Here is an 11,668-nt window from a genome sequence, read left to right as displayed (position 1 = left end):
GCCGCGCGGCGCCGGCCGCGCTTGCGCTCCCGCTCCCGGCGGCGTGCGCCGCGCGTGGCGGGTGCGGCGGCGTGCGCGGCATGGCGGGCCCGTCCGGCTCCCCCCGCCCCGGCCCCGGCGTGCGCCGTCGCGGCCGCTGTCGTGGTCGCGTCCGTCGTCATGGTCGCGGCTGCGCTCGTGGTCGTGGACGTGGCCGCGGCGAGGGCGGCCGGGCCCAGACCGGCGGCCTCGCGGACGGCGCCGAGCAGCAGGGCCGCCGGAGGGACGAGCAGCAGCCCGGCGAGCAGTCCCTCGGCGGGCACGAGGCCGTGCCAGAGGCCCGCGCAGTGCGCGCAGCCACGGGCGTGGCGGGCTATTCGCTTGCGCCACAGCGCGGAGGGCCGGCCGTCCCAGCCGGCGAGGCCGTCCCGCAGCGTCGGGCACAGCGGCGCGGCGGACAGCGCGCGGACGACGACCCGGGCGGTCTCGAGCCGTTCCTTCATGCGCTGGATCCGCACCGCGGTGTGCTCGGTCGGCAGTTCCAGGGCGGCGGCGACCTCGTGGCGGGTCAGTTCGCCGGCGCATTCCAGCCACCACAGGGACAGCAGGGCGTTGTCCTCGGGCTCCATCCAGCGGGTGGCCTCCGCGGTCTCGCGCCGCTGCCCGGACAGCTGCAGCCGGACCACGGTCAGCTCGACGAAGTCGGCGCCGGGCCCGGCGAGGTCGCGGGCCTCGTCGAGGGTGCCGGCGGCCTGGCGGGCCTGCTGCCGGTGCCAGTGGGCGCGCAGGGTGTTCATGGCGATGGCGACCAGCCAGGACCGGAAGCCGTCCGGGGACCGCAGGCCGCCGAGCCCGTCGAGCGCCCGCAGCATGGTCTCCTGCACGACGTCGTCCACGTCGTGGTGCCCGTTCATCGCCCGTCCGACGATGTTGTAGACGAGCGGCAGGTACGCGGCGACGAGCCGGTCCCGCGCCCCGGGGTCACCACCCTGCGCGGCCCTCACCAGCTCGGTCCCGTGCGGTGCTTGCATTCCTTGCCTCATCCTGGTCGTCCTGCCTGTTGCCGATGCCCGACACCTGGGAGATCGCGACAGGCCCGCCGGATAACGGAAAACGCCGGGGAATCTTCGAGAAGGCCGAAAACGGCCCCTCCCCGGGAGTCCGGCCGCGGAGTCTAGCCCGCGCGCGCGTCCTCCGGGAGTCCGGTGCGACGGGCGTCGTCGCGCCGGGCGGCCCGGTCCTGCCGCCGGGGACGGGAGGTACGGTCGGATCATGGACAGGTCCACGGATTCCGTACGCACCGTCGTCTACCGGCCCGCGCGCCCGGAGGACGGCGCCGCCATGGAGGCGCTCGACGGCTCGTTCAGCACGGACACGGTGTACGAAGTGATGGTGACCGACAGCGGGTTCACGATCCTCCCGGTGCCGGTGGACCCGCCGCTCCACAAGGTCTTCCCCGACGACGAGGAGGAGGACGAGGACGGGTACGGGGACGAGAGCGCGGACGGCGACGGCGAGGACGACGGGTCCGGGGACGCGGACGGCGGGCTCCCGGCGCGCCGGACCGTGGTCGCCGTCGCGGGCGACGAGCTGTGCGGCTTCGTGGCGACCTCCTTCGAGCCGTGGAACGCGCGTCTCACCGTCCGCGACATCGAGGTCGCACCGGCCTGGCGCGGCCGGGGCATCGGCCGGGCCCTGATGGGCCACGCCCTCGACTTCGCCCGGGAGTGCGGGGCGGGCCACGTCTGGCTGGAGGTCAGCAACGTCAACGCGCCCGCCGTCCGCGCCTATCTCCGGATGGGATTCGCCTTCTGCGGTCTCGACACGAGCCTCTACGACGGCACCGCGTCGGCCGGCGAGAAGGCCCTGTTCATGGCCCGGCCCGTGGTGTGACCAGGGCTTCCGGGCCCGGCCGGGCAGGCCTGTGGATACCGCCGTGCGAATGTCGGCCGCGCGTGATAGTCACTACTCCACCGGGGAGGTGATCTCTGACCTGCCCGTTCGACATGGCAAGGGGTGGGGACATGGCATTGCTTCGTGAGTGGGGGCTCACTCTGGGGAAATGGACCGGCCGGCCCGGTGCGACCCTGGAGCGGGACTCCGGCGATCCCGAGGTGACGCGCGCCCGGGAGGCCGCCGAGGCGGGCGACTGGCCCTCCCTGCGGGCGGTCCTGGAGGCGCGGCCCGAGAGCGCGGACCGTGCGGAGCTGCTGATGGCCGCTGCGGAGACCGCCGGCGTGGAGCGGTGGATCACCGGGGTGCTCGAAGCGGAGCCGGACGCGGCGCTGCCGAAGCTGGTCGCGGGGCTGCGCCAGGTCTGCTGGGGCTGGGAGGCCCGGACCGGCATGAGGGCGCAGCACGTCTCGCGGGAGCAGTTCGAGGTGTTCCACGAGCGGCTGCGTACGGCCGAGTCCTGGCTGTACGAGGTGGCCGAGCGCGAGCCGGCGTGGACGTCGCCGTGGTACGGCCTGCTGATGACGGGCCGCGGCCTCGAGGCCGGCCCGGTCGTCGCGCGGCGCCGGTTCGAGGCGGCGGTGCGGCGCGACCCGTACCACCTGGGCGCGCACCAGCAGCGTCTGCAGCAGGTCTGCGACAAGTGGGGCGGCTCGCACGAGGAGATGCATTCCTTCGCGCGGGAGTCCGCGTTCGGCGCGCCCGCCGGTACCCCGCTCGGTCAGCTCGTCGCGCTCGCGCACATCGAGCACTGGCTCGCCCTGGACGCGGATCCGGGCGTCGCGTACATGCGCGGCCCGGAGGTGGTGGCGTCGCTGCACCGGGCCGCCGACCACTCCTACCGGCACGCGGACTTCGGTCCGCGCACCGGCCGGCTGCAGGTGCTCAACAGCTTCGCCATGGCCTTCTCGCTCGCCGGGGAGCGGGCCGCCGCGCGCGAGTGCTTCGAGGCGACCGAGGGCCGGGTCACCGAGTTCCCGTGGAACTACCTCGACGACGACCCGGCCGCCGCCTACCGCAAGCAGCGTTCCGCCGCCGGCCGCTGAGCCCGCGGCCCCTCCCCCGTTCCCCGTTCCCGGGCCTTCCGTACTCCCGCCGTACGGCCGTACCGACCGTCGTACCGTCAGAAAGACGTCATCCAGGTGTCCCACCCGAACCGGACCGAGACCGCCCACACCTTCCAGGTCGACCTGCGCGGCCTGGTCGACCTGCTCTCCCATCACCTCTACTCCAGCCCCCGCGTCTACCTCCGCGAGCTGCTGCAGAACGCCGTCGACGCGATCACGGCACGTCAGGCGGCCGTGCCCGGCGCGCCCGGCGGCATCACCGTGCGCACCGGCGACACCCTCACCGTCACGGACACCGGCATCGGCCTGACCGAGGCCGACGTGCACCGCTTCCTCGCGACCATCGGGCGCAGCTCCAAGCGGACCGCCGACGGCGGCCTCGACGGCGCCGGACTGGACGCGGCGCGCGGCGAGTTCATCGGCCAGTTCGGCATCGGTCTGCTCGCCTGCTTCGTGGTGGCCGACGAGATCACGGTGCTCAGCCGGTCGGCGGTCGACCCCGCGGCCCCGGCCGTCGAGTGGCGGGGCCACTCCGACGGCCGCTACACCATCCGTACGCTGCCGGCGTCGGCGGTGCCCGAGCCGGGCACCACCGTGCGCCTCACCCCGCGCGCCGACAACGCGGAGTGGACGAGCCCGGAGCAGGTCGTCGCGCTGGCCCGGCACTACGGCGGGCTGCTGCGGCACGAGGTGACCGTCGTCGGCCCGCGCGGCGAGAGCCACCGGATCAACGACACGCCGCCGTGGGAGCAGCAGCACCGCTCCCCGCTGGCCCGCCGGGAGGCGCTGACCGCGTACTGCCGCACGCTCTTCGACTTCACGCCGCTCGACGCCATCGACCTCGACCTTCCGGCGGCCGGGCTGCGCGGTGTGGCCTATGTGCTGCCGACCGCGGTGAGCCCGGCGCAGCGGGCCGGCCACCGGGTGCACCTCAAGGGCATGCTGCTGACCGACCAGGCGCCCGAACTGCTGCCGGACTGGGCGTTCTTCGTGCGCTGCGTGGTCGACACGACCAGCCTGCGGCCGACGGCGTCCCGGGAGTCGCTGTACGAGGACGGCACCCTGTCGGCGGTGCGGGACGCGCTCGGCGAGCGGATCCGCGACTGGCTGACCGGGCTCGCCGCGAGCGACCCGGCGCTGCTGCACCGCTTCATCGACACCCACCACCTCGCGGTCAAGGCGCTGGCCCGTTACGACGACGAGCTGCTGCGGATCGTGCTGCCCTGGCTGCCGTTCGAGACGACCGACGGCAACGTCACGCTGGAGGAGTTCGCGCGGACCCATCCGACGCTGCTCGTCACCCGCAGCGTCGAGGAGTTCCGCCAGGTCGCGCCGATCGCCGCGGCCGCGGGCCTCGGCGTCGTCAACGGCGGTTACACCTACGACCGGGACCTGGTGCTCCGGCTGCCGGAGATCCGGCCCGGCACGGCCGTCACCGACCTCGATCCGGCCACGGTGACCGCGCACCTCGACGCCGTGGACCCGTCCGCCGAGCTGCGCGCCGCGGGCTTCCTCGCGGTGGCCCGGGAGACCGTCGGCGTCCACGACTGCGACGTGGTGCTGCGGGACTTCCAGCCGGTCACCGCGCCCGCGCTGCTGCTGGACAACCGCGAGGCGCGGCACGAGCGGACCCGGTCGAGCCTCGCCGCCGACAGCGACGGACTGTGGGCGGACATCCTCGGCTCGCTGCGGAACGAGACGCCGCGCGCGCAGCTGGTCCTCAACCACCTCAACCCGCTGGTCCGGCAGGCCGTCACGATCACCGAGCGCGGCCTCGCCGTGACCACGGCCGAGGCGCTGTACGGCCAGGCACTGCTGCTGAGCCGCCGCCCGCTCAAGGCGAGCGAGAGCGCCCTGCTCAACCGGGCCTTCATGGGCCTGCTCAGCCATGCCATGCACCAGGCCGGTACGGACACCCCCGGCGACCCCGGCACCGAGCCCCGGAAGGAACTGTAGATGCTGGACACCCCCGAGGCCGTGTTCGAGGCGCTGCGGGAGAACCACGAGCGCCCGCACGGCCTGCAGCGCACCGTCACCGCCGAGGAGCTGGTGGAGGCGGCCGAGGTCTTCGACAAGCCGGACGTGCTCGTCACCGCGCTCCTGGAGCTGATGACCTCGTACGAGTTCACCGGCGAACACCGCAAGTCGCCGGTCGCCTTCGCCCGGCTGCTCAAGCTGTGGGACACCGCTCCCGAGTCGTTCAGCGAGTGGGAGGCCCACCAGGTCTTCTGGCGCTTCAAGTGGGTGACCACGTCACTGCTCCAGGTGCCCGAGGTGCCGCTGGCCACGGTCCGGGGCTGGATCGACCGGATGCGCGAGCGCTACGAGGCGGCCGGGCACGGCATGCAGCCGGTGGCGGCCATGGGCTATCACGTCGCCGCGCACACCGGCGTGGGCGTCGCCGACGCGTACGACCTGTGGGTGACCCGGCCGCGCACGGACCTGAGCGACTGCGAGGCCTGCGAGATCCGGAACATCGCCTGGTACCGGCTGACGGCCGGCGACGACGCGGGGGCCCTGGACGGCTGGGGACCCGTGCTCGACGGTTCCCAGGGCTGTTCCGAGGAGCCCCAGTCCAGTCAGGCGCGCGCCCTGCTGCCGCTGCTGCGGACCGGCCGCGTGGACGAGGCCCGCTCCCACCACCTCACCGGCTACCGCCGGGTCCGGGGCAACACCGGCATGCAGGAGGAGGTGGGCCTGCACCTGGAGTTCTGCGCGCTGTCCCGGAACGAGGGGCGGGGCCTGGAGATCCTGGCGGAGAACCGCGGGCTGTTCGAGGCGAGCGGCGCGCCGCTGGCCCGGCTGAGCTTCCTCACCGGCGTCGAGGTGCTGCTCGCCCGCATCGTGGCGGACGGTCTCGGCGACACCGCGGTCGCGGGTCCGCCCGGCCGGAACTGGACGGCGGACGAACTCCTCGGCCATGTCCGCTCGGAGGCCGGCCCGCTGGCCGCCGCGTTCGACGCGCGCAACGGCACCACGGCGGTCGGCGACCGCCGCCGGGAGCGGCTCGGTCGTGCTCCGCTGCTCGACGAGCCGCTGCCGCTCGGTCTGCGCACGTCCGTGACCCGCCCGGCCGCGGGTCCCGGTGCCGCCGCCGGCGTGCCCGGGGCCGCCGCCCGCGCGTCGGCGGCCGTCGTCGAGGTCCCGGAGCACTTCGTCGAGCTGGTGCGGGAGGCGCGCCGGCTGGCCGGTGAGGGCCGGCCGTCGGAGCGCCGGCTGTGGGACCGGGTCGAGGAGCGGATCGCGGACGGCAGCGCGCCGGACCCGCACGACCATCGCCTCGGCCCGCCGGAGCTCCTGGAGGCAGAACTCGCCGATCACCGCGCGTCCCGGTTCGGCGTGGCGGACCGGCGCGTCGAGTTCGCCGCCGAGCTCGACCGGGCGGCCGGTCTGTACGCCCGCGCCGGCATGCCCTGGCACGCGCTCGCCGCACGGGCCCGCTCCTTGGCCTGGGGCGCCGCCGAGGAGGCGGACCAGGAGACGGGCGGGGAGACGCAGGCCGGTCCGGACGCGGACGGGCGTGACCCCGAGGCGGTGCGGGCCGAGGTCGACGCGGTGCTGCGCGAGGCCGAGCGGCTGAAGGCCGACGCCCCGCTCACGGGCGAGCAGCCCGGTGCCGGTGAGGCCGCGTCCGTGCACGAGGGATACGACGTCGCCAGGGCGCGGGTCCTGCAGTATCTGATCGTCCTGAACGCGGCCGCCTACAGCGGCTACCGCGAGGTGCTGCGGCAGCTGCCGGAGCCCTCCGACGCCGCCGTCGCGCGGTTCGAGGAGCTCGCCGGGACGCTGCGGTCGGAGGCTGAGCGGCTGTCCGTGCCCCACCAGGCGGCCAACGCGCGGCAGTACGCCGCGGACCTGGCCGGGCGGCGCGGCGACTTCGCCGTGGCCGAGGCGGAGCTGCGCGCGGCCCTCGCCGACGTGGCGGCCTCCGGGCGGCCCTGGCGCGGCACCCGGCCGCGGTGTCTGCTCGCGCAGTTCCTGCTGGCCAGGCAGGAGCCCGCGGAGGCGGTGGAGCTGCTGCACGAGGCGATCGGCGACGCCGTGCGCCACGACGACGCCGACTTCCCGATGGCCCCGTCGTACGCGCTGCTCGGTCACGCCGCCTCGCACCTGGGCGACTTCGGCGCCGCGGTGCGCCATCTGTCCGAGGCGGCAGCCCGGTTCGACCAGGCAGGGGAGCCGGAGGAGGCCACGGAGATCCGGCTCCAGCTCGCCGACGTGCTGGCGCGCGGCGGGCAGCAGGCCGACGCCGTCGCCGTACTGGAGTCGGTCCTCTCCGACGAGGCGGCCGCGTCGCTCGACGAGCGGATGCTCGCCCAGGCGCGGCTGACGCTGGGCCGCGGCCTGCGGGACCTGGAGGAGTTCCTGCCGGCGGCCGAGGAGTTCCTGAGGCTCGCGGACGTCGTCGCGGAGTGGAAGGACGACCGCGCCGTGCACACGCTGGTGGCGGCGGAGGCGGCGGTCACCCTGGCGCTGGCCGACCGCTGGGACGCGGCGGCGACCGCCTACGACCGCGCGGTGGCCTCGCACGCCGAGGCCCCGAACCCGCCGCTGCTCGCCCACATGATGCGGGAGTTCGCCCGTCTCACGATGCTCGCCCGCGAGGAGGAGGGCCTGGACGAGGCGCTGGAGCATCTGGCGAGGGCCGACGCGCTGCTCGCCGCCGTGCCCGAGGAGTCGGCCGACTTCCCCCTCTGGTACGAGCAGGGCTCGGTGCACTACCGGCGTGCGCGCGTGCTCGCGGAGGCCCAGCGCTTCCCCGAAGCGCTGGTGGCGGCGGAGGCCGCCGTCGCCGCACACGAGCGGGGCGGCGAGGAGGGCGAGGTGCCGCGCGCCGAGGCGGTGCGGATCGCGGCCCTGATCGAGGGGAACGGCCTGGAGCGGCACGCCGCGGCCGTCACCCGGCTCACGGCCGCGGCGGCCCGCTGCCGCGCCGCGGGCCTGCCGGAGGCCGCCGACATCCTGGAGTCGCTGCGCCGGGAGTACCAGGCACGGTAGGCGGTGTTCCCGTCGCGTCCGGGTCCCCGGGCCGTATCTTCCGACATCTTGGCCGGGTCCGGCCCTGGTCCGGAGGAAACGGCCCGGCGGGCCCGGACGCGGCTCAGCCGTCGCGGCCGGCCGGGGCGTGGGCGTGGACGCCCGCGTGGTACTTGGGGATGCGGAGGGTGATCTTCATGCCGGCGCCGACGGCGGTCTCGATGACCAGGCCCTCGTTCTCGCCGTAGACCTGCCGCAGCCGTTCGTCCACGTTGCGCAGGCCGATCCCGCTGGTGGGTCCGCCCTCGCCGTGCAGGATGCGGCGGAGCCTCTCGGGTTCCATGCCGACGCCGTTGTCCTCGATGCTGACCCGTGCCACCGCGCCCTCGTCGACGGCGACGATGGTGATGAGGCTGCGTTCGACGGAGTCCTCGAGGCCGTGCTTGACGGCGTTCTCGACCAGCGGCTGGAGGCAGAGGAACGGCAGCGCGACGGGCAGCACCTCGGGTGCGATCTGCAGGGTGACCTGGAGTCGCCGGCCGAACCGGGCGCGGACCAGCTCCAGATACTGCTCGATCGAGTTCAGCTCCTCGGCGAGCGTGGTGAACTCGCCGTGCCTGCGGAACGAGTAGCGGGTGAAGTCGGCGAACTCCAGGAGCAGTTCGCGGGCACGCTCCGGGTCGGTGCGGACGAACGAGGCGATGGCGGCGAGGGAGTTGTAGATGAAGTGCGGGGAGATCTGCGCGCGCAGGGCGCGGATCTCCGCCTCGATGAGGCTGCTGCGCGCCCGGTCGAGTTCCGCCAGCTCGAGCTGGACCGACACCCAGCGGGCCACCTCCTCGGTGGCCCGGGCGACGGCGGCCGAGTCGTGGGTGCCGAAGGCCGCGAGGGCGCCCTTGGGGCGGCCGCCCGCGGTCAGCGGCGCGACCACCCCGAAGCGGACGGCGCAGTCCGCGCGGTCGCAGTCCACGGAGAAGCTGCGGGTGCGGCCTGCCTGCACGGCCTTGGTGACCTGCGCGGCGAGCTGCTCGCCGTGGTGTTCGCCGCCGCCCTCCCAGGCGAGCACGCCGTCGAGCCCGGTGAGCGCCAGTGACTGGGTGCCGAGCAGCGGGCGCAGCCGGCGCACCGCCTTGCGGGCGGTGTCGGCGCTCAGCCCGGCCCGCAGCGGCGGGGCGGCGAGCGACGCGGTGTGCAGGGTCTGGAAGGTGGCGCGTTCCACGCTGTCCGGGCCGCCCGTGTCCCCGCGTGCGCGGCTCCGGCGCCCGGCGCCCCGTACGTATCCGGCGCCGAGGACGTAGCCGGCGCCCCGCACGTAGGCGGCGCCGGCGGCGAAACAGACCGCGCCGACGACGGCGCAGCAGAGCAGCAGCAACAGCAGGGTCATCGGCGCGACTTCCAGGATGCGGCGGGCGGTGGTGGTGCGGGCGCCTCGGGCAGGTGCAGGCGCGCCATGATCGCGTCGGTGCCGGCCGGTACGCCCTTCGGGGTGGCGAGCGAGACCAGGATCATGGTGAGGAAGCCCAGCGGCACGGTCCACACGGCGGGCCAGGCCAGCAGCGCGCGCGGCCAGCCGGAGTCGGGGCCGCCCAGGACGGTGGCGAAGACGGCGGTGAGCGCGGCTCCGCCGCCGGTGACCATGCCGGCGACGGCGCCGGCGGCAGTGAGCCGGCGCCACCAGATGCCGAGCAGCAGCAGCGGGCAGAAGGAGGAGGCGGCCACCGCGAAGGCCAGGCCGACGGCGTTGGCGACGGACAGGCCCTGGACCACGACGTGCCCGGCGGCGGGCACGGCCACGGCCAGGCCGGCCGCGAGCCTGAAGTGCCGTACGCCGCGGGGCGAGGGCAGGAAGTCCTGGGTGAGGACCCCGGCCACGGCCATGGTGAGGCCGGAGGCGGTGGACAGGAACGCGGCGCAGGCGCCCGCGGCGAGCAGGGCGCCGAGGAGGTCGCCCGCGGTGCCGCCGATCAGCCGGTCGGGCAGCATGAGCACGGCCGTGTCGGTGTTCCCGGTGAGCAGCAGGTCCGGCGCGTAGACGCGGCCGAGGGCCCCGTACAGCGGTGCCAGCAGGTAGAAGGCGCCGACCAGGCCGAGGACGACGACGGTGGTGCGGCGGGCGGCCCGGCCGTCGGGGTTGGTGTAGAAGCGGACCACGACGTGCGGCAGGCCCATGGCGCCCATGAAGGTCGCGAAGATCAGTCCGTACGTGGCGTACAGCGGATGCTCCTCGCCCGCCCGGCCCCGGGGTTCGGCCCAGCCGGTGGACGTGCCGCCGTCCGCCGCGGCGGTGGAGCGCTCGGGCACGGGGCTGCCGGCGGGGAAGCCGAGGACGGTGCCGGCCTCGACCGGGTGGCGGCCGGGTGCCAGGTCGACCGGTTCGCCGTCGTGGCGGCGGCCGTCGACGGTGCCGGTGACGGTGACCCGCAGCGGCTCGCCGATCCGCAGGGTGACGCCGTCGTCGACGCGGACCTCGCTGTGCCTGCGGAATCCGGGCGGTTCGTCGAGGGCCGGGGCGGGGCGGCCGTCGGCGTACCAGGCGAACAGCAGGAACAGCAGCGGCACCAGCAGGGCCGTCAGTTTCAGCCAGTACTGGAAGGCCTGGACGAAGGTGATGCTGCGCATGCCGCCCGCCGCGACGGACAGGGCGACCACGACGGCCACGACGATCCCGCCGGACCAGGCGGGCAGTCCGGTGAGGGTGCCGAGGGTGAGGCCGGCGCCCTGGAGCTGGGGCAGCAGGTACAGCCAGCCGACGACCACGACGAGGATTCCCGCGGCGCGCCGCACCGCCCGGGACTCCAGGCGCGCCTCGGCGAAGTCGGGCAGCGTGTACGCGCCGGAGCGGCGCAGCGGGGCGGCGACGAACGCGAGCAGGACCAGGTATCCGGCGGTGTATCCAACGGGGAACCACAGCATGTCCACGCCCTGGGCGAGCACGAGTCCCGCGATGCCGAGGAAGGAGGCCGCGGACAGGTACTCGCCGCTGATGGCGGCAGCGTTGAGGCGCGCGGGGACGCTGCGCGAGGCCACGTAGAAGTCGGAGGTGGTGCGGGAGATGCGCAGGCCGAGGGCGCCGACGGCGACCGTGGTGACGATCACGGCGGAGACGGCCGCCACGCCGTAGGGCTGGTTCACTCGGCGGCCTCGGCCGCCGCCGCGCGGGACACCGCTCAGGACCCTTCGACGGCCCGGAGGTAGTCCCGCTCGTTGCGCTCGGCACGCCGGACGTAGCGGCCGGCGAGGAGCAGGAGGAGCGGGTACACGGCGACGCCGAGCACGGCCCAGACGACGACGGCTGGTACGGGGCCGAGTCCGGTCGCGGGAAGGTGGAGGAAGAGCAGCGGCAGGGTGCCGACGAGCAGCGCGAGCGCCCCGGCGGTGGCGAGCCCGGCCCGGAGCTGGCGCCGGACGAGCCGTCGTACCTGCGCGTCGGCGGCCGGTGTGAGGGGGCGGGGCGGCTCGGGCGCGGGCCGGTACGCCGTGGGCGCGGGCGTGCTCCCGGGGCGGCGCGTGACCACTTCGCGCCGGGGAACCGGTTCCGCTGCCATACGCACGCCCTCCCACTCCTCGATGCGGATCACCGCGCCGTGTCGCATCGAGGGTGGAGTGTACGCAGCGGGCCATGGCTCGACCAGAGCGGCGGAGACTTTCCGCCGGTCAGGGCGTTCCGGGACGCGCGGCCGGTGCGGCGGGGC

Annotated in this window: 8 protein-coding genes; 4 read left to right on the top strand and 4 right to left on the bottom strand. The window is 75.1% G+C overall.

Translation table 11 applies throughout. The annotated features are described in order from the left end of the window. Positions 1 to 1,010: RNA polymerase sigma factor (locus ACFWJO_RS28490; protein WP_386869644.1), on the bottom strand; the 1,010-nt coding region annotated here is incomplete at its 3' end. A gap of 241 nt (positions 1,011 to 1,251) precedes the next feature. Here ACFWJO_RS28490 and ACFWJO_RS28485 point away from each other — a divergent pair. From ACFWJO_RS28485 to ACFWJO_RS28470, 4 genes are all read left to right on the top strand, one after another. Further along, positions 1,252 to 1,872: a GNAT family N-acetyltransferase gene (locus ACFWJO_RS28485; protein ID WP_386869642.1), complete on the top strand. Its 621-nt coding sequence runs from the start codon at positions 1,252 to 1,254 to the stop codon at positions 1,870 to 1,872. Between the two features lie 131 nt (positions 1,873 to 2,003). Further along, positions 2,004 to 2,978, top strand: coding sequence for a hypothetical protein (locus ACFWJO_RS28480; RefSeq protein ID WP_386869640.1), 975 nt, complete (start codon positions 2,004 to 2,006; stop codon positions 2,976 to 2,978). A gap of 96 nt (positions 2,979 to 3,074) precedes the next feature. After that, on the top strand, positions 3,075 to 4,955 hold the full coding sequence (locus ACFWJO_RS28475; RefSeq protein ID WP_386869638.1) for an HSP90 family protein: 1,881 nt from the start codon (positions 3,075 to 3,077) through the stop codon (positions 4,953 to 4,955). Further along, positions 4,956 to 7,997: a hypothetical protein gene (locus ACFWJO_RS28470; RefSeq protein ID WP_386869636.1), complete on the top strand. Its 3,042-nt coding sequence runs from the start codon at positions 4,956 to 4,958 to the stop codon at positions 7,995 to 7,997. It begins immediately after the preceding gene. Positions 7,998 to 8,100: 103 nt separating this feature from the next. Here ACFWJO_RS28470 and ACFWJO_RS28465 read toward each other — a convergent pair whose 3' ends face one another. From ACFWJO_RS28465 to ACFWJO_RS28455, 3 genes are read right to left on the bottom strand one after another with little or no spacing between them, the layout of a single operon-like run. Then, the gene (locus tag ACFWJO_RS28465) at positions 8,101 to 9,360 is read right to left on the bottom strand and encodes a sensor histidine kinase (RefSeq protein WP_386869634.1); all 1,260 of its coding nucleotides are present in this window, start codon (positions 9,358 to 9,360) and stop codon (positions 8,101 to 8,103) included. Then, positions 9,357 to 11,108 carry a cation acetate symporter gene (locus ACFWJO_RS28460; RefSeq protein WP_386869632.1) on the bottom strand — a complete coding sequence of 584 codons (1,752 nt, stop codon included), beginning with the start codon at positions 11,106 to 11,108 and terminating at the stop codon, positions 9,357 to 9,359. Before ACFWJO_RS28460 ends, ACFWJO_RS28465 begins: the two co-directional genes overlap by 4 nt. Positions 11,109 to 11,143: 35 nt before the next feature. Then, complete coding sequence (locus tag ACFWJO_RS28455) at positions 11,144 to 11,521, bottom strand: hypothetical protein (RefSeq protein WP_386869653.1); 378 nt, start codon at positions 11,519 to 11,521, stop codon at positions 11,144 to 11,146. Positions 11,522 to 11,668 lie beyond the last annotated feature (147 nt).

The sequence above is a fragment of the Streptomyces sp. NPDC127092 genome (assembly GCF_042722475.1).
Taxonomy (GTDB): Bacteria; Actinomycetota; Actinomycetes; order Streptomycetales; family Streptomycetaceae; genus Streptomyces.
Note: the sequence above shows the minus strand (reverse complement) of the source record. Positions and strands in the feature narration are given on the sequence as shown.

Coding starts and splice junctions, on each gene's coding strand:
- ACFWJO_RS28485 (WP_386869642.1), top strand. CDS start 1,252: ATGGACAGGTCCACGGATTCCGTACGCACCGTCGTCTACCGGCCCGCG.
- ACFWJO_RS28480 (WP_386869640.1), top strand. CDS start 2,004: ATGGCATTGCTTCGTGAGTGGGGGCTCACTCTGGGGAAATGGACCGGC.
- ACFWJO_RS28470 (WP_386869636.1), top strand. CDS start 4,956: ATGCTGGACACCCCCGAGGCCGTGTTCGAGGCGCTGCGGGAGAACCAC.
- ACFWJO_RS28465 (WP_386869634.1), bottom strand. CDS start 9,360: ATGACCCTGCTGTTGCTGCTGCTCTGCTGCGCCGTCGTCGGCGCGGTC.
- ACFWJO_RS28455 (WP_386869653.1), bottom strand. CDS start 11,521: ATGGCAGCGGAACCGGTTCCCCGGCGCGAAGTGGTCACGCGCCGCCCC.